Annotated in this window: 20 protein-coding genes and 1 pseudogene; 6 read left to right on the forward strand and 15 right to left on the reverse strand. The window is 64.1% G+C overall.

Annotation, left to right across the window (positions count from 1 at the left end; translation table 11 throughout):
* From RQH14_RS15060 to RQH14_RS15075, 4 genes and pseudogenes are all read right to left on the reverse strand, one after another.
* Nucleotides 1–976 (reverse strand): annotated as a pseudogene (locus RQH14_RS15060) (hypothetical protein); the annotation flags it as partial.
* 9 nt (nucleotides 977–985) lie between these two features.
* Nucleotides 986–1,882, reverse strand: coding sequence for a carbohydrate ABC transporter permease (locus RQH14_RS15065; protein ID WP_311213988.1), 897 nt, complete (start codon nucleotides 1,880–1,882; stop codon nucleotides 986–988).
* Between the two features lie 3 nt (nucleotides 1,883–1,885).
* Nucleotides 1,886–2,830, reverse strand: coding sequence for a sugar ABC transporter permease (locus RQH14_RS15070; RefSeq protein WP_311213989.1), 945 nt, complete (start codon nucleotides 2,828–2,830; stop codon nucleotides 1,886–1,888).
* A 3-nt stretch (nucleotides 2,831–2,833) separates the two neighbouring features.
* Nucleotides 2,834–4,108, reverse strand: coding sequence for an extracellular solute-binding protein (locus RQH14_RS15075; RefSeq protein ID WP_311213990.1), 1,275 nt, complete (start codon nucleotides 4,106–4,108; stop codon nucleotides 2,834–2,836).
* Nucleotides 4,109–4,377: 269 nt separating this feature from the next.
* Between RQH14_RS15075 and RQH14_RS15080 the strand changes: the two genes are divergently transcribed.
* From RQH14_RS15080 to RQH14_RS15095, 4 genes are read left to right on the forward strand one after another with little or no spacing between them, the layout of a single operon-like run.
* Nucleotides 4,378–4,815 carry a VOC family protein gene (locus RQH14_RS15080; RefSeq protein ID WP_311213991.1) on the forward strand — a complete coding sequence of 146 codons (438 nt, stop codon included), beginning with the start codon at nucleotides 4,378–4,380 and terminating at the stop codon, nucleotides 4,813–4,815.
* Between the two features lie 21 nt (nucleotides 4,816–4,836).
* Complete coding sequence (locus RQH14_RS15085; RefSeq protein WP_311213992.1) at nucleotides 4,837–5,787, forward strand: 1,4-dihydroxy-2-naphthoyl-CoA synthase; 951 nt, start codon at nucleotides 4,837–4,839, stop codon at nucleotides 5,785–5,787.
* A gap of 9 nt (nucleotides 5,788–5,796) precedes the next feature.
* A complete protein-coding gene (locus RQH14_RS15090) occupies nucleotides 5,797–6,936 on the forward strand; it encodes an AMP-binding protein (protein ID WP_311213993.1) in 1,140 nt (379 codons plus the stop codon).
* 60 nt (nucleotides 6,937–6,996) lie between these two features.
* Nucleotides 6,997–7,878: a 1,4-dihydroxy-2-naphthoate polyprenyltransferase gene (locus RQH14_RS15095; RefSeq protein ID WP_311213994.1), complete on the forward strand. Its 882-nt coding sequence runs from the start codon at nucleotides 6,997–6,999 to the stop codon at nucleotides 7,876–7,878.
* 6 nt (nucleotides 7,879–7,884) lie between these two features.
* Here RQH14_RS15095 and RQH14_RS15100 read toward each other — a convergent pair whose 3' ends face one another.
* Complete coding sequence (locus RQH14_RS15100) at nucleotides 7,885–8,196, reverse strand: DUF4229 domain-containing protein (RefSeq protein WP_089596061.1); 312 nt, start codon at nucleotides 8,194–8,196, stop codon at nucleotides 7,885–7,887.
* Between the two features lie 87 nt (nucleotides 8,197–8,283).
* Here RQH14_RS15100 and RQH14_RS15105 point away from each other — a divergent pair, with 87 nt between their 5' ends.
* Together RQH14_RS15105 and RQH14_RS15110 are read left to right on the forward strand one after the other, a co-directional pair.
* Complete coding sequence (locus RQH14_RS15105) at nucleotides 8,284–8,724, forward strand: PLD nuclease N-terminal domain-containing protein (RefSeq protein ID WP_311213995.1); 441 nt, start codon at nucleotides 8,284–8,286, stop codon at nucleotides 8,722–8,724.
* A 6-nt stretch (nucleotides 8,725–8,730) separates the two neighbouring features.
* Entirely contained in the window at nucleotides 8,731–9,354 is a 624-nt protein-coding gene (locus RQH14_RS15110; protein WP_311213996.1) for a hypothetical protein, read from the forward strand.
* Here the strand turns inward: RQH14_RS15110 and RQH14_RS15115 are convergent.
* The 10 genes from RQH14_RS15115 to RQH14_RS15160 form a co-directional block, all read right to left on the reverse strand.
* Nucleotides 9,335–10,810 carry a dynamin family protein gene (locus RQH14_RS15115; protein WP_396136311.1) on the reverse strand — a complete coding sequence of 492 codons (1,476 nt, stop codon included), beginning with the start codon at nucleotides 10,808–10,810 and terminating at the stop codon, nucleotides 9,335–9,337. The genes RQH14_RS15110 and RQH14_RS15115 overlap by 20 nt on opposite strands.
* Nucleotides 10,807–12,696, reverse strand: a complete 1,890-nt coding sequence (locus RQH14_RS15120; RefSeq protein WP_311213998.1) for a dynamin family protein — start codon at nucleotides 12,694–12,696, stop codon at nucleotides 10,807–10,809. The genes RQH14_RS15115 and RQH14_RS15120 overlap by 4 nt, the downstream gene beginning before the upstream one ends.
* Before the next feature lie 153 nt (nucleotides 12,697–12,849).
* Nucleotides 12,850–14,118, reverse strand: coding sequence for an IniB N-terminal domain-containing protein (locus RQH14_RS15125; protein ID WP_311213999.1), 1,269 nt, complete (start codon nucleotides 14,116–14,118; stop codon nucleotides 12,850–12,852).
* A gap of 174 nt (nucleotides 14,119–14,292) precedes the next feature.
* Nucleotides 14,293–16,362, reverse strand: a complete 2,070-nt coding sequence (locus RQH14_RS15130; RefSeq protein WP_311214000.1) for a LuxR C-terminal-related transcriptional regulator — start codon at nucleotides 16,360–16,362, stop codon at nucleotides 14,293–14,295.
* Nucleotides 16,363–16,365: 3 nt separating this feature from the next.
* Nucleotides 16,366–18,384 carry an Hsp70 family protein gene (locus RQH14_RS15135; protein WP_311214001.1) on the reverse strand — a complete coding sequence of 673 codons (2,019 nt, stop codon included), beginning with the start codon at nucleotides 18,382–18,384 and terminating at the stop codon, nucleotides 16,366–16,368.
* A 204-nt stretch (nucleotides 18,385–18,588) separates the two neighbouring features.
* A complete protein-coding gene (gene ccsB, locus RQH14_RS15140; RefSeq protein ID WP_311214002.1) occupies nucleotides 18,589–19,656 on the reverse strand; it encodes a c-type cytochrome biogenesis protein CcsB in 1,068 nt (355 codons plus the stop codon).
* On the reverse strand, nucleotides 19,656–21,377 hold the full coding sequence (locus tag RQH14_RS15145) for a cytochrome c biogenesis protein ResB (protein WP_311214003.1): 1,722 nt from the start codon (nucleotides 21,375–21,377) through the stop codon (nucleotides 19,656–19,658). The genes ccsB and RQH14_RS15145 overlap by 1 nt, the downstream gene beginning before the upstream one ends.
* Nucleotides 21,377–22,132 carry a cytochrome c biogenesis CcdA family protein gene (locus RQH14_RS15150; RefSeq protein WP_014922639.1) on the reverse strand — a complete coding sequence of 252 codons (756 nt, stop codon included), beginning with the start codon at nucleotides 22,130–22,132 and terminating at the stop codon, nucleotides 21,377–21,379. The genes RQH14_RS15145 and RQH14_RS15150 overlap by 1 nt, the downstream gene beginning before the upstream one ends.
* Nucleotides 22,133–22,137: 5 nt before the next feature.
* Complete coding sequence (locus RQH14_RS15155; RefSeq protein ID WP_280623452.1) at nucleotides 22,138–22,743, reverse strand: TlpA disulfide reductase family protein; 606 nt, start codon at nucleotides 22,741–22,743, stop codon at nucleotides 22,138–22,140.
* Nucleotides 22,744–22,747: 4 nt separating this feature from the next.
* Complete coding sequence (locus RQH14_RS15160; RefSeq protein ID WP_311214004.1) at nucleotides 22,748–23,413, reverse strand: histidine phosphatase family protein; 666 nt, start codon at nucleotides 23,411–23,413, stop codon at nucleotides 22,748–22,750.
* Nucleotides 23,414–23,535 lie beyond the last annotated feature (122 nt).

Below are 23,535 nucleotides of genomic sequence, written 5' to 3' on the forward strand. Positions count from 1 at the left end.
GCTCCGCGGCTGGAAGCTCCGCGGCTGGAAGCTCCGCGGCTGGAAGCTCCGCGGCCAACCATGGATCAAGCCTGACCCTCGCCAGGGCCTTGGCCGGTTCCAGCAGCGGGAATTGCTGTAACCAGGCCGCAGCAACAGCGAAGTCGCCGTTCCCGTCCTGATTGGCCAGCCGGCGGTACAGCAACTGGAAGGCTTCGCCGTCGAACCTGAACCATTGGTCCTGCCTGCGCGAAAACAACGACTCCACACTGCCATCGCCGCCGAACCACGGCAGGAACGCCGTCAGGTTGGCCCGGACATGGTCAAGGAGTCCGGGCCGGCCGGCATGATCGGCGATCGCCAGCAAGGACGGATTGGTCACGGCGGTGGCGTAGAGCGGGCTCCTTTCGGAGTACATTCCATCCGGCAGTTGATCGATCCCCTCAGCCAACCATTGGCCGATGCGCAGCTGGACGTCCGGACGCGCATTGCCCTCAGATTCGTGCAGCGCGTGGATGCGTGCCAGCGCGGCACACAGCTCCCAACGGTGGTTGGGGGTGTGGACGCCGCCGCTGACCAAAGCATCAGTGATGCGCCCGACGACGGCGCGAAGCCGGCTGACGGTCCCGGCCAAGCCATCTTTCGGGGAACCCAGGATGTCCAGGGCCATGCAGGCGTCGTTGATGGTGAAGGCAGAGTCCGGCGGCGAACTAAGGTTGGTGCCGTCGAACAGACCGGTGGGCCCTTGCAGGTGCTCGAGCCTGGCGACACAGTCCGCCATGAGCCCGGGAAGCCTGGCCGAGCCGACGTGAACGGATCCGGCTTGGGTGTAGACGGTGGCCAAAGCCAGCAACCTGCCCATGGCGGGGCGGTGAGCCAAAGCTGCCACGCCGCCGTCGGACGCTTCCAGCAGCCTGTCCACGTGGCGGTCGGCCGCCTCGATCAATTCGTCAAGGAACGCTGCATCCACCGCAACTGACGCTGTTTGGTGATTCACTCCTAGCCCCTAATCCTTCAGTCCTGCGCTGACGTCAGCGTTGAGTACGTATTTCTGGAACACCGCGAACACCAACACCAACACCAACGGAAGGATGGAGATCACGGAGGCGCCCAGCAGCACGGGCCAGTCGATATTTTCTGCGCCCACAATGCTGCGAAGCGCCACCTGCAGGGTGTACCACTTGGGATCGTTCAGCACGATCAGTGGCCAAATGTAGTCATTCCACCGCCACTGGAAAGAGAAAATGGCCAGCGTGAACAGGATGGGCTTGGACAGCGGGAGCATGATCCGGAAGAAGATGGCCAGTTCGCTGGCGCCGTCGATCCTGGCCGAATGCAGGAGATCGTCCGGGACCGTCAGGAAGAACTGGCGGAACATGAACACACCCGTGGCGGTCAGCACGGAGGGCACGATGATGCCCGCCAAGGAGTTGTACAGCCCCAGGTCGCGGATCACCGAGAACGTGGGGTTCAGGATCACTTCGGTGGGCAGCATGGTGGTAGCCAGGATGCACACGAAGAACAGCCGCGTTCCCTTGTTGTTGTACTTGGCCAGCGCATAGCCGGTGCACGCGCTGAAGAACACTGTGAGGACTGTGGTGACCAGCGAAACCGTGGCCGTGTTCAGGAAGTACCGGGCAAAATCCACCCGTTCCCAGGCATCCACAAACCCTTGGAACGTCCACTCCCGCGGAATCATGGACAGCGGATAGCTGAAAAGTTCGCTTCCGGGCTTGAACGAGCTCAGGAGGAACCACAGCAACGGCAGCGCGTAGATGGCCACGATGACCCACAGCACGGCCGTCAGCGGAGCGGACAGGTTCTTCCGCTTGGCACGGGCGTCGCGGGTCTTGCCCGGGGGTTTGGCTCCTGCAGCAGGAGGCATTTTGGTAGCTGTTGCCATGGTTCAGCCCTTCTTCTTGTTGAAGCGCAGCTGGATGAGCGCGATAGCCAACAGGACCACCATCAGCACCATGGAGGCCGCGCTCGCGTAACCCACCTTGGATTGTTCGAAGCCGGTCTTGTAGATGTACTGGACGATCAACGTGTTCTCCGTTCCCGGTCCGCCGTTGGTGAGCGCCTGGATCATGGCGAACTCCTTCATCGCATGGATGGTGGAGAGCAGGATGACCATGAACGACGTCGGCGCGATGCCGGGCAGGATCACATGCCGGAACCGTTGCCAGGCGTTGGCGCCATCCAGTTCGGCCGCCTCCAGGAGTGCCTCCGGGATGTTCTTCAGCGCCGCGATGAACAGCAGCATGTTGAAGGCGGTACCGCCCCAGGCCGAGGCGAAAATGACCACCATCAACGCAAGGTTGCCGTTGCTGGACCAGGGCACCGCGCCGCCGCCCAAAGTGGTGATGACGAAGTTGACGAAGCCGAAGTCCTGGCCGAACATCCATTTCCAGATGACACCCACCACGATCGGCGAGATCAGCCACGGCAGGAAAATGATCACCTTGGCCGCTGTCCGCCCCCGCGTGGCTTTGCTGACCAGCAGCGAGGCGATACCCAGGGATGAGACGTAAACCAACGGCACCGAAAGAACCGTGTACAGGAACGTCCGGGTCAGCGCCGCGTAGAAGGTGCTGTCAGCGAAGAGCTTTTGGAAGTTCGCCAGGCCGATGAAGTTCAGCTTGCCCACGCCGCGGTAATCCGTGAACGAATAGATCAGCCCCAGGGCACCTGGCCAAACGAAGAACACCAGGAACAACACCACGTTGACGCCGACCAGGATCAGTGGCGCGATGACATAGCGGTTGCGCCGCCGTTGCTGGGACTTGGTGCGCACCGCCGGCGAGCCGGGCTGTTCCGGCATCACCGCCGGGCTGAGCGTTGAATTGGCCATGGCTTAGGCGCCGTTGTAGAGCTTCACGATGTTCTCCACCGTGGTCTTGGCATCCTGGCTGCCGCCCAACATCTTCACGGTTTCCTCCCTCAAGGGGTCTCCGGAGAAGGGGGTCTCGGCATAGGCCTCGGCCACGACGCGCTTGATGGCGTTGTCGCCCTTGGCCTGGTTCCCGGCAATCTGCTGCTGGTAGAGCTCAAAGGATGCCTGCTGGTACGCATACTCCACCTTGAGGCTTTCCTTGACCGGCAGGTAGCCGCCCAGCTTGGCGAACTCGGTGTAGTTGGCGTCGTCGTAGAACCAGTCGATGAACTTTTTGGCTTCTTCGTCCGCGCCCGTGTCCTTGAAAGCCACCATGAAGCCGCCTCCGAGGTTGGTGGCGTTGACTTCCTTCTTGGGCAGCGGCACGGACAGCCACTCAAAGTCCTTGATGTTCTTGTTGAAGTCGGCCACCTGCCAGCTGCCGGAGTAGTAGGCCGCCACCTGCCCGCTCTTGAACATGGCGTTGCCGTCTTCGCCGCTGAGCCACACTGACTTGGGCATCGTGGCGTCGTCGTTAATTTTTTGGAAGTACTCCAAGGTCTCCACGGCCTGGTCATCCGCAGCGTACTTGTCGCCGTTCTTTGCAAAGGCATCGCTGCCGAACTCGTACATCATGGCGCGCAGGCGGTGGCCTGAACGGTCCATCACCATGCCGTACTTGGCCCCGGCCTTCTCGCGCACCTGGTTCACGGCTGTTACGAACTCGTCCCAGGTCCAGCTGTTCCCGATAGCTGTGGGGTAGGCCACTCCGGCTTTGTCGAAGAGGCTCTTGTTCACGAACAGGCCCACTGCGGTGAGGTCTGACGGGATGGCCGGGAGCGTTCCGTCGGGGGCCGTCTGCAGGAACTTCTCATCGATGTTCCGCGCCTTGGCGATCTCGCTGAGGTCCTGGAGTTGGTTGACCCAGAGGGGGTCCAGGCCCGTGACCCGGGCCAGCGCCGGAAGATCGTTGGCCGTTGCCGCATTCTTGAGCTTGGTAGCGATGTCCGCGGTGGGGACGTCCACTACCTCGATGGTGATCCCGGTGGCTTCCTTGTATTTGGCGGCGGCCGCCGCGAAAGCGCCGCCCTGGTTGGTATCCCCGGAAAGGACCAATTGGAGGGTCTTGGCGCCGCCCTCAGCTGAGGTGCCGCCACCGCTACAGGCAGAAAGTCCGACGGCGAGGGCGGAGAGGCCAAATGCCGTCAATCCAAATTGCCTGCGGCTGATGCTGGAGATGCGTGTCTGCTCTGACAATGCTCTGTCCTTTTCTCACGGGGCTGCCAGTCCACGGGGGCCTGACTGCGGAAGTAGGACGTGGCGCGGGGGCCACGCTGCCTTGGTAGGAAAAGCCTTTCCTGCACCCACTGTGATCTATGTCATGACAATATGTCAAGAAAACGTAAGCACATCTCCAACGTTGGAGAAGACTCAGGAGGCCGTTACCAGCAGTCCTTCTGGAACGCGGACCAAACATGACCGCAAAGACCTACCAGCCATCCGCCGTCGGGCATAGCGTGGCGTGTATGACACTGAACATCCAGGTAGTAGTCGATTGCCGGAAGCCGCATGACCTCGCCGACTGGTGGGCCGAGACCCTCGAGTGGAGCGTGGAACCCCAGGACGAAGCGTTCATCCGTTCCATGATTGAGCAGGGCTACGCCACCGAGGACCAGACCATCACCCACAACGGCAAGCTGGTCTGGGCCGAGGGCTGCGCGATCGTACCTGCCGAGGACACGGACCCCAAGACCGGCCGGCGCATCCTGTTCCAAACCGATCCCCACCAGAAGTCCGTCAAAAACCGCGTGCATTGGGACGTCCGCCTGGATGGACGAGACAAGGATGACGTGCGGAAACAGTTGGAGGACCGCGGAGCAAAACACCTCTGGACCGCCAGCCAGGGACCCCACGAGTGGCACACCATGGCCGACCCCGAGGGCAACGAGTTCTGCATCAGCTAAGGCCATTACTAGACTCGGACTGTGAACAACCAACTCCCTGCCAAGGTTTCCGACGTCTTTGACCCCTCACGCTGGCGCACAGTTTCCGGCTTTGATGACTTCAAGGACATGACGTACCACCGGCAGGTTGAGCGTTCCGCGGACGGCACGGTCAAGGATCTCCCCACGGTCCGCATCGCCTTCAACCGCCCCGAGGTCCGCAATGCCTTCCGCCCGGGAACCGTGGACGAGCTTTACCGCGCCATGGACCACGCGCGGATGACCCCTGACGTCGCCACGGTGCTGCTCACCGGCAACGGGCCATCGGAGAAAGACGGCGGGCATTCGTTCTGCTCGGGCGGAGACCAAAGGATCCGTGGCCGTGACGGCTACAGATACGCCGAAGGGGACACCCAGGAGACCATCGACCCCGCCCGCGCGGGCCGGCTCCATATCCTGGAAGTACAGCGGCTCATGCGGACCATGCCCAAGGTGGTCATCGCCGTCGTGAATGGTTGGGCGGCAGGTGGCGGCCACTCACTCCACGTGGTCAGCGACCTCACCATCGCCTCCCGCGAGCACGGCAAGTTCAAGCAGACGGACGCCACGGTGGGAAGTTTCGACGCCGGATACGGCTCTGCGCTGCTGGCCCGCCAGATCGGGCAGAAAGCCGCGCGGGAGATCTTCTTCCTTGCCCGCGAATATTCGGCCGATGACATGGTTCGCCTGGGTGCCGTCAACGAGGCTGTGGACCACGCTCGCCTGGAGGAAGTGGCCCTGGAGTACGCCGCGGACATCGCCCGCCAGTCCCCGCAGGCCATCCGCATGCTCAAATTTGCCTTCAATCTGGCCGACGACGGCCTGGCAGGACAGCAAGTCTTCGCCGGCGAAGCTACCCGCCTCGCCTACATGACCGACGAGGCCGTGGAGGGCAAGGAAGCGTTCCTCCAGAAACGCGACCCCGACTGGTCCAGCTTCCCCTACTACTTCTAGGACTCCCCTGTGGACATCGATCCCGTACTCAAAGCACTGATGGCTGCCCTCCACGGCGAGGGCCCCGCCGTCGAAATCGTCACTGGCGACCACGGCGGGCCGCAGGCCATCCCGGTGGAGACCGGCGTCGAGGATGCCGCTGTGGTGGTCCGCACTTCCGGTTCCACGGGCACGCCCAAGGCGACCGTCCTGACCATCGACGCCCTCGCGGCTTCATCCGTGTCCACCGCCGTGGCCCTGCGCGGTGAGGGCCAGTGGTTGCTCGCGCTCCCACTGCAGTATGTGGCCGGTGTGCAGGTCCTGGTCCGCTCGCTGTACGCAGGCACCCGGCCGTGGGTCATGGACCAGTCTGACGGCTTTACGCCCGAGGCCTTCACCGCGGCAGCCGAGGAGCTGACGGACAAGATCCGTTTCACCTCCCTGGTGCCCACGCAACTGCAGCGGCTCCTGGACTCCCCCGCCCCGGAAACCCTGGCCGTGCTGCGCCGCTTCAACGCGATCCTGCTGGGCGGCGCTCCGGCGTCGCCTGATCTCCTTGCCTCCGCCCACGCGGAGGGACTCAAGGTGGTCACCACCTACGGCTCAGCCGAGACCTGCGGCGGGTGCGTGTACGACGGCGAGCCGCTGGACGGCGTCGAGGTCCGCATCGGCGAGGGCGAGCTGGAAGGCCGCATCCTGCTGGGTGGCGACACCGTTGCCGCGGGCTACCTTGACGCCGCCCGCGCGTCGAAAGCCGCCTTCTTCGAGGAGGACGGCGTCCGCTGGTACGTCACCGGAGATCTCGGCGAGCTCAACGACGACGGCAAGCTCACCGTACTGGGCCGGGCGGACGATGTCATCATCACCGGCGGCGTCAAAGCCTCCGCCGCCTACCTCCAAGGCAAGCTGGAAGAGATCGACGGCGTCACCGCGGCTTTCGTGACCGGTGTCCCGTCGCACGAGTGGGGCCAAGCCGTGGCAGCTTACGTAGCAGTGACCGATCCCAGCCCCGAAGGCATCAAGGGCTTCACGTCCCGACGCGAGGCTGTGCTGGGTGTCCTGGCCCCAAAAACGGTGTTCGCTGACAAGGAACTGCTCATGCTGCCCAATGGGAAACCGGACCGGCTGGCCATGATTGAACGGCTTTCCGAACTGCATCAGGGACAATAGACACGTTCTTCCTCCCGAAACTGACTTTAGATCAACCGCGAAATACACGAGGTACTACACGTGGCGACAGCTGCACAATGGATCCAAGGAGCCCGGCTCCGCACACTGCCCGCGGCCATCGCGCCCGTCCTGATCGGTTCGGCAGCGGCGTACGAGCTCCAAGCGTTCCGGCTGCCGAATGCGATCCTGGCTGCGCTCGTGGCGCTCCTGCTCCAAATCGGCGTGAACTACGCCAATGACTATTCCGATGGCATCCGCGGCACCGATGAGGACCGCGTAGGTCCCCTGCGTCTCGTCGGCTCCGGCGCTGCGCTGCCGGAGCAGGTGAAGTGGGCCGCGTTCGGGCTGTTCGGCGCTGCGATGATCTGCGGCTTGATCCTGGTGATCATCACCCAAACGTGGTGGCTGATCCTGGTGGGTATCGGCTGCGTCCTGGCAGCCTGGGGCTATACCGGCGGCAAGAATCCCTATGGCTACATGGGCCTGGGCGATATCTTCGTGTTCGTCTTCTTCGGGCTCGTTGCCACCCTCGGCACCACCTACACCCAGGCCGGACAAGTCAGCCTGGCCGCGGTGATCGGCGCCATTGGCACAGGCCTCATCGCCTGCGCCCTGCTGATGGCCAACAACGTCAGGGACATCCCCACGGATACAGCCGCCGGAAAGCGGACCTTGGCAGTGCGTCTTGGGGACCGGCACGCCCGTGAAAGCTACGTGTTGATGCTGGCCGTCGCCATCCTGCTGGTCATCGTGCTGGCACCCACCAAGCCGTGGATGCTGATCGTCCTGCTGCTGATCCCCGCGTGTTTGATGCCCGCCTGGCTGATGGTCAATGGGAAGAAGCGCAAGAGCCTCATTCCCGTGCTCAAGCAGACCGGCATGATCAACCTCGGGTACAGCCTGCTGTTCTCGCTGGGACTGATCCTGAGCCGCGGCTTCTAAAAACTCCTAGACGGAACCCGGACGTTTGTCGTTGTTGACGGCGATGTCCGGGTTTTTTTCCACCAAGCCGTCCTCGACGGCGGCGTCTTCAACCTCGCCGGCGGTGCGGATGGGCTTGGCCCGCCCGGAGAAACGTTCGCGCATGGCGGCAGTGGCGGCGTCGCGCTGTTTCTGGAAGAACAGGTAGCTGATGGCGAACGCGATCAGCCCGGCAAAGATGACCGCCAGGATCCACCCAACTCCCAAAAAGGCGAAGAGTACGAACAACGGCACGAACAGCGCCAGACGGATGAGGGAATACTTCAGGAAAGCCACCATCCAAGTTTAGCGGGCCGGATGGTTGCACTCTGATCACAGCCGGAAGAGGGCGTCCAGTGAACGGCTTCCGGCGACTAGACTTGGTGCATGCTCCGGGTTGTAGGCGTCGTCATTGTTCTGGTTATCTTCGTCTATGCCCTGGTGGACGTCATCCGCACGGACAGCCACCAAACACGCGGTATTTCCAAACCCGCCTGGATCATCGTGATGATTGTCCTGCCGCTCTTGGGCGCCATCCTCTGGTTCATCTTCGGCCGGCCCTATGGCAAGCCCACGGCAAAGCCGGTCCGCCGCTATCCCACGGCCCCGGACGATGACCCCGAATTCCTCCGCAACCTGGAAACCCGCCGCCGCAACCAGGCCGAGGACGACCGACTGAAGAAGCTCAAGGCGGACCTTGAAGCCAAGGAACGCGAGCTCGGCGACAAGCCCTCGGATGCTTCAGGTGAGGCAACAGGCAACGGCTTCAAGCCCGGCGACGCCAAGCGCAGTGAGCCCGATCCCCATGACACCGACGAGCTGAAGTAGGCAGACATGGCCCAGCAAGCTGATGGTTCACGGCAGTTACCTTCCACCACACCATCGGCCAGCGGGCCAACAGCGCCTCCCCCACCACCGCGTCCAGGTATTTCCCTGTCCGTGCCGCCTCCCATTACCGCGGCCGTAGTGCCACCAGGCACCGCACGGCTCTCCCGCTCCCTGTGGGTCGCCAGCTTCGTGGCGGGAATCGCCGTCGTCGTCCTAAGCTTCCTTGGCCGTGACGCCCACTTTGAACGTCTGAAAGGCGTCATCGGAGGCATGGTTCCCGACGGTGACGCCCAAGCAGTTGAGGGGGCCACCGCCGTCGTATTTCTGGGCAGCCTCGCCATGATCGCGCTGGTAGTGGCCATGGAAGCGGTCCTGCTGGCGATCCTTTTCAAACGCCGCGTCTGGGCACGGTGGACACTGGCACCCCTGGTCCTCCTGCACGCAGTGGTCACAGTCATCACGGCCGACTTCGTGGTGGCTCCCGACCCGGACGGCGTCCTGGCCACGGTGTTGTTGGCATCCCAGTTCATCCTTGCCGCGGCAGGCCTGATCCTGCTGTTTTTCCCCTCGACTACGGCCTGGCTCCTGAGCGAAAAATACAGCGAACGGCTCAGCGAGCGGCGGGCATAGCGGCCAGCATCCCTTCGCAACTTCGCATGACAACGCGGCACGCCTCCAGGGCCGACGGCTCGGTCAAGGGATTTTCCGCGATCAGCCGCCAACGGTTCAAACAACCGCGGGCAACGTCGCTGATCTGACCGGGACCCGCATCCGGGTCCATGCCCAACCTCAACGCGGGCGTGCTGCCGCGCCCGCCTACCAGCCGTTCAGCTTCCACTTCGTGTTCCTCATCCAGTCCCACGCCCCCCGTACGCAACGCGGCAAGGAGTTTGAGCTCCCGGAACTCGTGGGCGCCGGCCTGAAGCCTCTCCAAAGCCGCTTCCAGCGGTGCCGCCCGCTCCCGGGGAGCGCCGCGAACCAGCGACTCCAAGCCCACGACGACGGCACGCGCCTTGAGTGCGTCGGCACGGGTTTGGAAGAGATAGCTGATGGCGTCCAGCAAGGTACCCAGGCCGCTTCGGCGTGCGAGCTCGTGGGCCAACTCAGTGGGATCAGTGGTCCCGCCCCGGATCAGGGCAACACCCAACCGGATCCCGAACAGCCCAAACCTCTGCACCAGCGACGCTTTGGTGGCCGGGTGGAGGCCTTGGGGTTCTTCGACGCGGACGAAACGGTCTGCGGACAGCATCATCCGCTCCCGCTGGTTCCGGTCCATCTTCGCCAACAGCGCCATGGCCTCACAGTCCGTCTGGCGCATGGTCCGTGAGCTCTGTGCCAGCAGCCCGGCCACAGGGACCACACCCAAGGCCAAGGGTTTGAGGTTCTGGTCCCGGCTGTATCTGTCGGCGATCACCGCTGCGGAAATCAGGGAGTCGATCCTTCCGGCACCGATCTCGTCGGCCCGGGACAGGACAGCCAAGGCATTGACGGTGCCGGATCGTCCGGCGGCGGTGTCCTTGAAGGACTCGAGGAACCGGACATCGGAGGCATGCAGGTGCCGCATGAGGTAAATGACGGCGTCCGCTGCCGTCGGTTCGTCGTCGGGCAGCAGGAAAGCCGTTGATCTCCCGGAGACGTCCTCGGACAACGAGGCGATGCCGGGAGTATCGATCAAGGTGAGCCCGCGCAGGCTGGCTGATGGCCAGTCCACCACCAGACGCTCCACATCCTCAGCAGGGATATCGCCCATGGACAAGACCAACCGGCCGTCCGCACGGGTCACAGGGAGGTTTTGAGGTCCGCCCCTGAATGGGTACACCGTGATTTTGGGAGTGTGTCCGTACTGGTACCACGTGACCACGCGGGTGCATTCACCGGCGTCCGTGGGCGCGATTTCCTCGCCAATGATGGCGTTGAGCAGTGTTGATTTCCCGGCCTTGACCATCCCGGCAACTGCTATGCGCAACGGCCCTTCCAGCCGGCTGTCCAACTCGTTCACCACCGCGAGCGCAGCGGCGTCATCGCGGAAGACTTCGCGTGCCTGCCGGAGCAGCTCCGAGGCCCCGGCTATTCCCTGTTCCATCAGGTGGCCGGGACGGTTGAGGGTTTGGGTTGGTGTTCCGTCAACGGAGCAGTTTCCAGTAGCTGCTGTGCTTCCGTGGCCAAGGTGTCCACGGCCTTGAGATGGTTCCGGATCTCCTTGATCCTCATGTCCCTTTCCACCGCGTAGGTTGCGGCAGCTTTTTGGGCAGCCGCCACGGATTCCGTCAGGGAGCGGTGGTGCTCCTCGGCGATCTCCGTGAAGTGGTCCCGGGTGGCCCGCTGCACCAGCCGGAGTCTGTCCCGTAGCTGTTTTCCTACTTGGAACACCACATCGTCCACGTGCTTCCTGACCAGGATTTTGGCTTCGGATTGCCGTTGCTTGAGCCTGGCCGCTTTGTCTTCCCGGAAGGCTTTACGTCCCAGCAGGAGACCGGCACCGACGGAGAGCGGATTGATGAGGGCCATTCCAAAAAGACCGGTCAGGAGGCCGAACATCAGCACTCCACCGTAGGATCCGCGCATCCCGATCAGCACTTTCTGCAGGGGTCCGAGGCGCCCGTTCTCCATCACCTGGATATCGGCCACGGGGTCCAGCACGCCTCCGGTGTCGGCGACCTTCAGCGCGGGGAGGGCTACCTCATCTTCTGAGAAGTGCTCCGCCACCTGGGTGGCCAGCCACTGGGCGCGTTCGCTGGTCCACACGAAAGTATCCGATACCGCTGCCGCGGTGCTCTGTTCCAGCCACTGGGTGAACTGCTCCCAGGCGGGGCCGGGATCTCCTTGATCAATGGCGATTTCCGCTTCGCGTTGGATCCGGCGCAACCTGTCCTTCAGGTCGTACTCCATGTCTGCGATGAGGTCCCCGATGCCATCGTTGAGAGTGATCTGCCAGCGCGCCGAACGTTTGCGCAGCGAGTCGGCGTCCTCCTTGGCCGCGTTGAGGCCGGCGATCATCTGCGGCGTACCCTCGGGGTTTTCCAGCGCACCAAGCTCGGACTGCAGGGCGAGCCTCAGGTTTTCCGCCACGGACAAAAGATCGTGACCGACGGACCGGCGTTGCATTCTGGCGGCCTCCCCCACAATGTTGTTCCTCAGATGGTGGATCAGCTCAGGAAACCCTGATTCGGCGTTCAGTTCCGTGTCCTGCAGACGCGCAGCCTGGAGACGCAGCTCCGAGGAAACGGGGAACAGTGGGATGTCCGGCCCCACCTCGGCAAGGTGTTTCCGGTCGAGGTCCTCAATCTGCCGCCAGCTCGGATAGAGATCGGTCTTGGTCAGCACGCACACCACATTGGGGCTGATGCGCATGGCTTGGCGCAGGAACCGGATCTCCGGTTCGGTGTATTCCTGGGACGCATCGGAGACGAACACCATGGCGTGCGCTGACGGAAGGGTCGTCAGGGTAGTCAGTGTGTGCGTTGACCCCAGCCCTCCAACCCCGGGCGAATCCACTACCGTCAGCCCGCCGGCCAGCAGCTTCCTCGGCAGCGCAACCTCCGCCGCCACGATGTTCTTCGCATTTCCCGGATTGCCTTTTTCGGAGACGTAGTCAGCAAGGTGGTCCAACTGCACGGGCCTGCGTTCCAGCGTGCTTTCGTGGCCGCCAGTGTCGGAGTCCGCCCGAGTACCGTCCGGTGTGCCACCGTCCGCGGCGGGAACCAGAATAACGGCCGACGCCGGATCCCCCTGCCGTACGACCGTCGGCACAGTGGTGGCAATGTCGTCATCCACAGGACAGACGGGCGCATTCACCAAGGCATTGATCAATTGGCTTTTGCCTTGTTTGAACTCACCCACCACGATCACACGGACGCTGGGATCCTGCAGGCGGTTACGGGTATTTTCCAGGCGTCGCCGGAGATCGTTTCGGTCCCGCACCAGTGCCATGCCTTGCTCCACCAACGTGGTCATGCGTACTGTATCCGCCACCGCGTGTCCTTTCCCTGCCTGTTCCGGTGCTGCCTGTTCCGGTGCTGCCGTCCTGTGAGGCCACGAAGTGCCCGGCAGACGGTGGGCCGTCTGCCGGGCACTGCCGGGGTACTTCATGCAGCAGCGGGCTACGCCCTACGCATCTCCTGGGTGCTAATCGATTTCTACGTCGTTGTCTGCCACGACGATCGAGTCGTCAATGTCGTTGTACTCGACATCCACGTCTTCGACATCCAGGTTGGTGGAGTTGTCGTACTCGAATTCGTTGTCCGCCACCACGATCGAATCGTTGATGACGTTCACATCGTCCACTTCGACGTTGGTGGAGTTGTCCGGCGAGTACTCAAGGTCCAGCTCGTTGTCCTGGACCACCACGGATTCGTTGATGAGCTGAACGTCCTCGACGTCTACATCCACGTCCGTGGAGTTGTCGTTGAACGAATCGGCCACGTTGACAGAGTTGTTCGAGTTGTCGGAGTTGTCCGTGACGGAGTTGTCCGTATGGCTGGAGTTGTCCTCGTTGAAGGAGTCCTCGATGTCCACGTCTACATCAACATCTGTGTTGTAGGAGTCCTTGGTCACCGAGTTATCCGAATTGTCGTTGAACGAATCCTTGACCTCGATGTCCGTGTTGCCCACTTCGACGTCCCCAGGGCCGGACTCGCTGATGGTCAGCGAGTTGTCGGTTGAATGATCATCAGTATTGGTGGTGGTGGTGGTCGTATTGCCGGAGTCCTTGACGTCATCACCGGCAGCGATGGCGCCGTCGCCCGAGGCGATCACGGCGTCCTGGTTGAAGAGCTGCGTGACGTCGCCGTCTGCCCAGATGTTCTGGTTCACCGATTGGTCGGTGATCGTGTCACGGTCGTCAATGGTGGTGGTGTAGGAGTAGTTGTTCACCACGTGGACCAGTTGCTGAACGGCGTGGGCGTGGTCATCGTGGTCGTCTCCGCCACCGCCGCCACCCCCGCCGCCGTGGCCGTCGTCATCATCATGGCCATCCCAGCCACCGCCGCCACCGCCGTGGCCGTGGTCGTCGTCGTCATGGCCATCCCAGCCACCGCCGCCACCGCCGCCACCGCTGTGGCCGTGGTCGTCGTCGTCATGATCGGGGCGTCCGCCACCGCCGCCGCCACCGCCGTTGGGGCGATCGTCGTCGTCGTTTCCACCCCAGCCGGCGCCGCCGCCAGTCGAGGCGTGGTTGCCGCCGGTGTTGTATTCACGGTCGAACGACGAACGGGCGTTGATCGGTGCGTAGTCCAGGACCACAGGACGAACAGCATCGACGTCGGCCGAGGACACGTCACGGAGGCCGGCTGCGGCGAGGGCAGCCTCGGGGTCGCGGACAAAGTCCTCGGCGGCATCGGGATCGTTGAACAGGCTCATCAGGAACTGCACGAGCTGTTGTGCGAGTGTAGGCATTGGAGTGCTCCCTCAAATTCTGTGGTGGGTGGTAAATGGCCCGGCGCCTTTGCCGGGCTCCCCTTCAACGTATGGCCTGGTGACGGCTCGGGCATCGGGGCTGGTCCCCCTACCGGGTGCCCCACCGTTAGGGGGTCGCGGGGTTTTCCGTTAGGGGGTGGAGGGGGCTGCCGCTCACGGTGGCGGGTACCCCTCCCCCAAGGCCAGGCGCAGGCGGACCAAGAGGTCCGATCGGCTGTCGGCCCCCAAACGCCTGCGCATGCGTGCCACATGGTGTTCGGCAGTGCGAGGCGAGATATAGATTGCCTCACCGATCTCCCGGTAGGTCTTGCCCTCAAGGAGTAGGCGGGCCACTTCGCGCTCCCTGGCGCTTAGCCCCGACTGATCACCCGCACCCGGGCTGGCACCGTCCGGAGCAGGGGTGGCCGCAACGCTGCGGTGCGGCTCCTCCACCCGGTCGTGGCCCGCCCCGGCCGGAGCGCCCTGGGGATGAATGTCCCTGGCACAGGCCAGCAGCCTCACGAGGTCACGCCGTTCCTCCGCATGCGCGGCGGCATGGCCGGCAAGCCTGGCCCCTTCCCAGGGCATGCCGACGGCCGCCATCCCACGGGCCGCCGTTTCGACGTCGGACGCTTCAAATCGTCCGGCCAGTACCGAAACCCAAGCCTTCCCGCCGGCAGCGAGAACGGAGGCCAGATTGCTGTGTTCGGCTGCCCGCACCAGCGCGGCAGCATGCGGCGCAAGTTCAGCGGGGCTCTCGCTCAGCAGCGCAGCCTGCACTGCCGCCCAATGCAGTGGCACCGACCAGAGTGTCGGGTTCCCCAGCCTCCCCAACAGCTCCCAGGCACCGTCCAGATAGTGCGAGACGCGACGTGTTTCCCGCAACCGTCCAGCGGCAATCATCAACTCGCCCCACGGCAGCAGGCTGTACAGATCCACTGAAACGTGCATCATGGCTTCCCGGGCCCTGTCCCACGCCAGCACCAGCCCGTGGACATCGCTGCCGCGCCTTGCAAGGCCCACCTCCAGTGCTGCCAGCAGGAGCTCATCCCGGGGTGCCAGCGACCAATGGTTTGCCTTGACGGCCTCGTTGATGGCCAACCGTGCCTCGTCAGCGTTGTCCTGCTGCATGGCGGTCCATGCCTGCAGGAGGAACAGCCTGGGACGCGCGGCATCCCCGCCCTGGCCCGCGGCCAATGCGGCCCTGAGCACTGTTTCCGCTACCGCAGGCTCCCCGCTGTGGAGAGCACAGAGCGCCGCCAAGGTGGCCGGGGTCTCCGGCAAGGGAAGGGCCGCGCCCGAGGCATTCATCATGTCCGAGGCCCTGATGAGCTCCGGCAGGGCCAATTGGGGGTTGGGGCCAAGGGTCTGCCTCAGGCCCTCCTGGGTGAGCGTCAAAGACACCGCCAGCAAGGTTGGCGAACCGGATGCTCCGGCGGCCGACATCAGCTCCTCCGCCTGCACCGCATTTCCAGCGCCAATCATGGCCACTGCGGCCAGTGGCGCAGACCCTTCCAACCTGTCCGGCCCCAGCCATCTGTACGTATCGGCGCTTCGGGACAACATTCCCCGCTGTGCCCAGACCGCGGCTGCCACGTCCACTCCCAGGCGAAGGTCGGGCGGTTCGGGCAGGGCGAGCAGCCTGTCAACGATCCTGCCCGCCGCGTCGAGGTCCCCGATGGCGGCCAAGGCCTGGGCACGCTTCGCGGCGTTGTGGAGCTCGTTGTTCCCGGCAAGAAGCGCTTCGGCATAGAGATCCACGGCCAGCCGCGGATCCGTATCGAGGACGCTGTTTGCTGCTTCCTCGAGTTCTGCGGCAACGCGGGCATCCTGCAACCCATTCCTGGCGAGGTCGCGGGCCAGGTCTCCCAGGGGACGGCCTTCGTCCAGGACCTTGTCCACCAGTTCCCTCTGCAGCGAGCGGATGCGGGAGGTCGGGGTTCCTTTCAGCAGGGCATACTGGACGGTCCCCACCATGGACCCGTCGGCCTGCAGCAGGCCCGCATCCACGGCTGCCGTGATGATTGCGTCCAGCCCATCATGGCCTTCAAGGCCGCGCGGCAGGGGCGACGGCAGCGTGAACCCCACAGACAGGGCGAGGAGCAGCTCGCGGACTTTCGCGGAATCGCCGGTCAGTTCCGGAATGTTGGGCAGGTCTGCCTCGTCACTGGGGAGAGATTCCATGAGCGGGTGATCGCGTGGCCCGGGCGGAATGTGCCCGGGCTGATGGTCGTGTCCCGTCATGGGCTAGACCGCCGAAAGCAGCGCCGGGTCCGCAACCGGCGCGGTCTCCGTGGGCAGGGGTAAGGGATCAGCCGTGGCAGGCGGAGTTACCGGTTCCGGCGTTGGTTCCGGCGACGGCGGTGGCGGGTCCTGCGTGACCGTCGGTTCAGGCTGCGGCTCTGTTGGCTCGGGCGACGGCGGCGGCGGCGGTGGCGGTGGGCTGACCGGATCCGACGGGGTGGTAGGCGGCGTTGCGGGTTCAGTGGCCGGTGGTGGCGTGGTGGGTGGTGTCGTAGGGGGCGGGGTAGGCCCGCTGGCTGCGCCGCCAGTAGGTGCTGGAGTGGGTGTGGTGGGCGCCGGGGTAGTGCCCGGCGCGGCGGGTGTTCCCGTGCCCGGCGCAGCAGGAGCGGCAGTGGTGCCCGTTCCACCGGGTGTAGTGCCGGCAGCCGGTCCGGCGGCAGATCCCGCAGCGGTACCCGATCCAGTGCCTGCCTTCGCGGTTCCGGTCCGGGCCGGGCTCTTCCCAGCTCCATTCCCTGCCTTGGTGACTCCAGCCCTGGCGCTGGCCTCGAGTCCCCCCGCCGGCTTGCCGACCGCCGGGGTCTCTCCGGCCTTCCCGCCACCAGCGCCAGTCCCCTGTCCCCCGGAAGCCTGGGCTCCGGCGTCGCGCATGACATCAGCAGCCTGGTTGCCGAACATGGTTGCCAGCAGTCCGCTGCCTTCGGGACTCTGTGCTGCCGTAGCAGTAGCGATGGTCAAAGCGGCTGCGGCCACAGCCGCGGCTGCCGCCATCCGGACACGTGGCCGGGGAGCATGCCGGCCCGGCTTTGCGGACGCTGACTTGAGGACGCCCAGGGCCGGAGCCCGGGTGGCGGCATGCGGACGCCCCAGCGCACCACTTGCCACCGTCCCGGCGGCCGCTGCGCCTGGAGTGGCCGCGGTCGCCGCATCCACGGCGCCTTCCCCCCTTGAGCGCAAACCAGCCACCGCTGCACCCAGGCAGATAGAGGACTTGGGATCGGCGTCGACGGCGATGGGCCGGCCAAGTTCCACCGAAATCATCTCGGCCACGAGTGGAATGCGCGAGGACCCACCAATGAGCAGCACGGCGCTCAATTCATGCGCGTCCACGTGGACGCTCTGCAGGCTTCTCTCCAGCGCCTCCACGGTTTCCCGGAGGGGTCCCTCGATCAGCGCTTCGAATTCGGCCCGGATCAGCCGCACGGACTGCTGTGTGCCCGGCAGTGACACGGCCACGCTGGATTCGCTGTCCATGGACAGCGCTTCCTTGGCTTCGCGGCATTCCCGCCGTAGCCGGGACAAGGCCGCCAAGGTCTCCGGCGCCGTCGGGTCCATGTCCGTTGCAGCGCTGACGTGACCCATCACGTGACGCAGGACAGCGGCGTCGAAATCGGCGCCGCCCAGGGTTTCAATACCGTCGGGGCGGCCCAGCAACTCGAAGTTTCCGGCTCCGGCTTTGCGGAGGATGGCGGTGTCGAAAGTGCCGCCGCCGAGGTCGTACACAGCGATGATGCTGCCGTCTTCCACCCGCGTTTGGGAGGCGTAGTGCAGGGCTGCTGCTTCCGGCTCGCTGATCAGGGTGATGTCCTGCAGACCTGCCACGTTGAGCGCGGCGAGGACCAAGGACGTCCGGTGCTGGCCCCAGGCCGCGGGGTGCGTCATGATGATCGACGACGGCGCCGTCCCCTCCCGTTCGCGGGCCCTGTCCACTACCCAACCGGCCATGGTGGCGTACACGTCCTCGGCAGCAAGCCACCTCTCGCCAACAGCGAGGGGAACGGAATCCCCGATCCGGCGCTTGAATTCACGCACCATATGGTGGGGATCGTCCAGGCCACGGCGTTCGGCCGCTTCGCCTACCAGCACACGGCCGTCGTCGGCGTAGAACAACACGGAGGGCACGGCGCTGCCATGCAGTCCCAACGGGAGGATTTCCGGTGTAGGGGTTGGACTCTGGTCGGGCTTAACCAGGGCTGCTGCGGTAAAACTTGTCCCGACGTCAATGGCGAGAACATAGCTCATGGGTACCTCGAAAGAACACTGCGCGTCGCTAGCGGGCTGCATCACAAGCGGGTTCTGAACAAGGTAGCACCTGCCTTGGGCAGGAAAAAGGCTTGTTTAGTGCACCGTTTTGTTGTTTTCCGAGGCCCGGGCCCGAGCCGGGGACAACGCCCCTGCTCAGGCCCGGATTGGGGCTCGGGCCCCGACTACGGCTAAGTATTCGATTTAGAGCCCGGAGTAGGAATGCAGGCCGTTGAAGACCGTGTTCACCAGTGTGAAGTTGATGATCACACAGGCGTAGCCAACAATCGACAACCAGGCTGCGCGGGTTCCGGTCCAACCACGCGTGGCCCGGGCGTGCAGGTAGCCCGCATAGACCACCCAGATCACAAAGGTCCAGACTTCCTTGGGGTCCCAGCCCCAGAAGCGGCCCCAGGCCTTTTCAGCCCAGATGGCACCGAACATGAGGGTGAACGTCCAGCCAATGAAGGCGATGGCGTTGATGCGGTAGGAGAGGTTTTCCAAGCTCAGCGCGTTGGGAACCAGGCGCATGAAGCCCAGGTTGTCTTTGCGGCCGGCAGCAAGGTTCTTCTGGCGGTATGACTGCAGCAACTGCAGCACAGACATAGCGAACGTCAGGGTAAACAGAGCCGACGACAGGACTGCGATGGAGACGTGGATGATCAGCCAGTAGCTCTGCAGGGCCGGAACCAGGTGACCCACGGGGGTCCAGAAAGCAGCCGAAGCGGCAACGAGCATGATGATGGCCAGGCCGATCACGAACGTGCCAAGGAACCGCAGGTCGCGGCGGACGAGAACAACCAGGAACACAGCAACCGCCACAAAGGCACCGGTGGTGAGGAACTCGTACATGTTGCCCCACGGCACACGTCCTGCACCGAAAGCACGGGTGACAACACCCGCGCCGTGGATGAGGACACCCAACACCGTCAGGGCCACGGCCACGCGGGCAGGTGCGCGGCGTTCGCCGGCGTACTTCATGTCGCCGGCGGCGGTGCCGCCCTCATAGGTGAGGCCCGACGTCGGACGCTCCGCGCGGCCTGCCGGCCCACCGGCGTCGGGACCTCCCAAGCCTCCCGCGACGCGGCCTGCAGCAACCGTGACCTTCTCGCCGGCGGTGCTGGCCGCAGCCTTCAGGTCCACGGCGCGGAGCATCTTGCTGCTCTTGGCCAGGTCCCAGGCAAAGGCGATGAACGCCACGGTGTACGTGCCGGCGGCCAACAGCATGAACAGCTCGCTGTATTGGCCCAGGGTTTCGTTGATGACGGGCATTACTGGTCCTTCGAGGTTGAGGAAGATCCTGCTGTTGTTGTAGCGGTGTCCTGCGTCTGGGAGATGTTCCATTCCCGGGCAAAGATCTCGCGAAGTGCTGCTGCTTCGCCGGCAAGGCGGTGGTCTTCGCCGCGGGCCAGCAGTCCGTATTCCACCATGGTGCGTCCATCCGAGTGGGTGCCGGTGCGGACCCAGACGCGGCGGCGGTTGATGTAGAGCGACATGACCAGGCCACCGACTGCGAGGAAGCCGAAGATCAATGCGTAGAGCTGGCCGGGGTTGTGGTGGATGTCCACGCCGATGTACTTCTTGACGCCATCGAACGTGATGCTGCCCTTGCCGTCGGGCAGGTCCACGGTAGCCCCGGGAGTCAAGGTGATGCCGCCTGCCGCGAGGTCGCGGGCATTGAGCGGTTTCAGGTCCTTGACGTCCAGTTCGAACACGTTCTGGGGCACGCCTTTGTCCAAGCCGAGGTCGCCGTAGAAGGAATTCAGGCTCAGCTGGGGGTTGAAGAGTTCCGGGGAAGCGCTGAACGAGGTGCCGTCTTCGGTGACGAATGCCGTGGGAAGGAAGAAGCCCACAAAGCCGAGTTGTTCCGGCTTCGCGTCGGGGACCTTGATGACCACCGACGAGTAGTAGTTGTCGCCCTGGACCTTGGCCGTGACGGGACCCTGGAAGGAAACATTGCCTTCGCCGTCGCGGACGGTGACCATGGGTGCGTAGCCGTTGCCGGTCAGGTAGAGGCTGGTTCCTCCGAGGGAAACGGGGTCGTTGACCTTCAGGGTTTCCTTCTTGCCCGGCGCATCCGGGGTTTCCTTGGTGGTCACTTCAGCCGTGTAGTCGATGGGCTGGCCCGCCTTGCCCGGAGATTCGCGGTCAAACTTGGCCTCAAACTTGTCCAGTTGCATCGAGTACGGCTGAAGCGCGCTGCTCTGGAAGTTGGTGCCCGGCGTGAATTGGTCGTAACCCACCAGGGTGTTGACGAACGTCTCGCCTTCCACCAGGATGCGCTGGCCGCTGTACCCGTACAGGCCGCCAATGGCCACGGACACCAGCACCCCGATCAGCGAGGTGTGGAACACCAGGTTGCCCACTTCCTTCAGGAAGCCGCGCTCGGCACCCAAGGACGGCAGGGCGCCGTCGACGTCCCTGACTTCCACGCGGTAGCCGCGCTTCTTCAGCAGCCCGGCGGCATCGTTGATGGCCTTCGACGCCGGGATCCCGGCGTCGGCGGGTACCGCCAAGGTGCCGTACTCCGGCAGGCGCGAAAGGCGCTTGGGGGTGCGCGGCGGCTGGGACTTCATGGCTTTGTAATGGGCGATGGCGCGCGGCGTGACGCAGCCGATCAGGGAGATAAAGAGCAGGATGTAGATGGCCGAGAACCAGGCCGACGAGTAGACGTCGTACAGCTGCAACGCGTCGAGGAGCTCGCCGTAGGACGGATTGTCCTTGATGTACTGCGTGACCACTGAAGGGTTCGCGGGCCGCTGCGGGAAAAGGGAGCCAGGCACCGCTCCGACGGCGAGCAGGAGCAGCAGGAACAATGCTGTGCGCATGCTGGTCAGCTGGGTCCAGGACCACCGGAGCATGCCCTTGAACCCGAGGGCGGGAAGTGCGGCCTCGGACTTGGCCTGCTGGAGTTTTCCTTCGCCTGATGTGCCTTCTGCGGAGGTGCTTTCAGCGGCTGGTAACTTCTTTTTGGCTTTCACGGACTCGCTCATCAGATTGGCAACTTCACATCGTTTTGGAACCAGTACTGCAACTCGGTCACCCAGGTTCCCCACACGCCGGTGGCCATCAGGATGCCGAGCAAAATCAGGATGCCTCCGCCGATCCGCTGGATAGCCAGGCGGTGCTTGCGGAAGAAGGACATGACTCCCATGCCCCGGCGGACAGCCAGCGCAATCAGGAGGAACGGGATACCCAGTCCAAGGCTGTAGACGAACGCCAGGAGCGCGCCCTTGGCTGCCGAGGAACCACCGGACAAGCTCAGCAACTGTACCGCGGAGTACGTCGGCCCAATACAGGGCGCCCAGCCCAGGCCGAAGGTCAGTCCCAGGAGCGGTGCGCCCCAGAGGCCGGCGGGTGGCTTGGCATGGATCTTCGCGTCGCGCTGCAACCAGCCGAAGCCGCCCATGAACACCACGCCCATGATGATCACCAGGATGCCCAGCAACTGCGTAATCCAGGCGTTCTGCGGGCCGGTCAGCAACGTGCCCAACTGCCCGAAGGCGCCGCCCAGGAGAACAAAAATCACCGAGAAGCCCAGGACGAACAGGCCGATGCCGGCAAGCATGCGGCCACGCCGCTGCTTCTGGAGGTCGACGCCGGTCAGTCCCGTGACGTAGCCAAGGTAACCGGGGACCAGTGGCAGCACGCATGGCGAAAGGAAGGAGACCAGCCCGGCCAGCAAGGCCACCGGCACAGCCAGCAGCAGCGATCCGTTGAGGATCGTCTCGGCGAAGGGACTGTTCATGGGTGCTACTCGGCCACTGCAGAAGTGATGAGGGCCTTCAAGGTGCTCTTCTCAATTTCGCCGAGCACGCGGGAGGCAACCTTGCCATCCTTGTCCAGGACCAGGGTGGTGGGAACTGCGCCCGGCGGCACGATGCCGGAAACGGACAGGAGCACAGCACCGTCCTTGTCGTTGAAGCTCGGGTAGGTGATGTTGAAGGTCTTGTCGAAGGCCTCTGCGGTAGCTTGTTCGTCGCGCAGGTTGACGCCGAAGAACTGGACGCCCTGATCCTTGAAGTCCTGGTGCAGGGCTTCAAGCTGGGGCGCCTCGATGCGGCAGGGAGCACAGGCAGCAAACCAGAAATTCAGCACCGTGACTTTGCCCTTGAGGTCCTCGGGCTTCACCGTCTCCCCATTAAAGAGGGTGCCCTTGAGGGCCACTGGCGCGGCACGGTCCGCCTTGGCGAACTCGGTTACCGAACCATCGCCGGCCACGTAGTTCTTGTTGTCGCCTGCCTTGGCTTGCTTGGCCAGGGAATCTTCCTGGGCACATGCGGACAGGCCCATGGTCAGCCCTGCGAGGAGGACGCCACCGGCAGTCAGCACACCGCGGCGTGAGAGGTTGTTGTCCATGCTTCTATGCCCCCGGGGTGCTCGCTGCGCCGGGAAGCAGCACGGCAGCAGGCTCGGTGTACTCGACGCGCACGATCTTGCCGTTCTCATCCAGGGTCAGGGATGTCAGGGAGGTGAGCGTGCATTCGCGCTTGCGGGGATCGTGTGCCAGCCGGCGCCCCTCTGCCGTCAAACGGGTCGACCAGATGGGGAGCTGATGGCTCACGAGGATGGCTTCGGCGCCGTCGCCACCCAACTCAACCGCCTTGGCCCGGGCGTCTTCAACGGCGGCCAGAACCCGGGCGGCTTGCTCCTTGTACGGCTCGCCCCAGGAGGGACGCAGCGGATTGCGGAAGTACAGCCAGTGCTTGGGCTTCAGGAATTCACTCTTGGTGGGGTGCAGCCCCTCGAAGTGGTTCTCGGCCTCGATGATGCGGGGCTCGGTGGTGATCTCCAGGTTCAGGGCCTCTGCAGTGGGCATGGCCGTTTCCTGGGCGCGGGTCAGCGGTGAGGCGACCAAGTGGACAATCTTGGCCCCCTGGCCGACACGTGCCACAAAGTGGTCGGCCAGCATACGGGCCATCTCCCGGCCACGCTCTGAGAGGTGGAATTCCGGCAGGCGGCCGTACAGGACGCCGTCGGGATTATGGACCTCGCCATGGCGAAGCAGGTGGACAGTTGCTTGGGGCATGTTTACCAGTTTCTCAAAGAAGCGGGGCGATCCGAAATCTTCTACCGCTAGTAGAACTCAAAGTTTTTCCGAAATGTTCCCCGGAGTTGGAATAAAAGATGCATATGCATGTTTATACTAGA

Source organism: Arthrobacter sp. WCS2018Hpa-7 (assembly GCF_031843805.1).
In the GTDB taxonomy this organism is placed as follows: domain Bacteria; phylum Actinomycetota; class Actinomycetes; order Actinomycetales; family Micrococcaceae; genus Arthrobacter.

What these genes read in the sequence shown, in the direction of transcription:
- RQH14_RS15155 (WP_280623452.1), bottom strand. Translation starts at nt 22,743, where the DNA reads ATGGACAACAACCTCTCACGCCGCGGTGTGCTGACTGCCGGTGGCGTC.
- RQH14_RS15105 (WP_311213995.1), top strand. Translation starts at nt 8,284, where the DNA reads ATGCTCCGGGTTGTAGGCGTCGTCATTGTTCTGGTTATCTTCGTCTAT.
- RQH14_RS15145 (WP_311214003.1), bottom strand. Translation starts at nt 21,377, where the DNA reads ATGAGCGAGTCCGTGAAAGCCAAAAAGAAGTTACCAGCCGCTGAAAGC.
- RQH14_RS15130 (WP_311214000.1), bottom strand. Translation starts at nt 16,362, where the DNA reads ATGACGGGACACGACCATCAGCCCGGGCACATTCCGCCCGGGCCACGC.
- RQH14_RS15100 (WP_089596061.1), bottom strand. Translation starts at nt 8,196, where the DNA reads ATGGTGGCTTTCCTGAAGTATTCCCTCATCCGTCTGGCGCTGTTCGTG.
- RQH14_RS15065 (WP_311213988.1), bottom strand. Translation starts at nt 1,882, where the DNA reads ATGGCAACAGCTACCAAAATGCCTCCTGCTGCAGGAGCCAAACCCCCG.
- RQH14_RS15150 (WP_014922639.1), bottom strand. Translation starts at nt 22,132, where the DNA reads ATGAACAGTCCCTTCGCCGAGACGATCCTCAACGGATCGCTGCTGCTG.
- RQH14_RS15080 (WP_311213991.1), top strand. Translation starts at nt 4,378, where the DNA reads ATGACACTGAACATCCAGGTAGTAGTCGATTGCCGGAAGCCGCATGAC.
- RQH14_RS15070 (WP_311213989.1), bottom strand. Translation starts at nt 2,830, where the DNA reads ATGGCCAATTCAACGCTCAGCCCGGCGGTGATGCCGGAACAGCCCGGC.
- RQH14_RS15125 (WP_311213999.1), bottom strand. Translation starts at nt 14,118, where the DNA reads ATGCCTACACTCGCACAACAGCTCGTGCAGTTCCTGATGAGCCTGTTC.
- ccsB (WP_311214002.1), bottom strand. Translation starts at nt 19,656, where the DNA reads ATGCCCGTCATCAACGAAACCCTGGGCCAATACAGCGAGCTGTTCATG.
- RQH14_RS15160 (WP_311214004.1), bottom strand. Translation starts at nt 23,413, where the DNA reads ATGCCCCAAGCAACTGTCCACCTGCTTCGCCATGGCGAGGTCCATAAT.
- RQH14_RS15135 (WP_311214001.1), bottom strand. Translation starts at nt 18,384, where the DNA reads ATGAGCTATGTTCTCGCCATTGACGTCGGGACAAGTTTTACCGCAGCA.
- RQH14_RS15110 (WP_311213996.1), top strand. Translation starts at nt 8,731, where the DNA reads ATGGCCCAGCAAGCTGATGGTTCACGGCAGTTACCTTCCACCACACCA.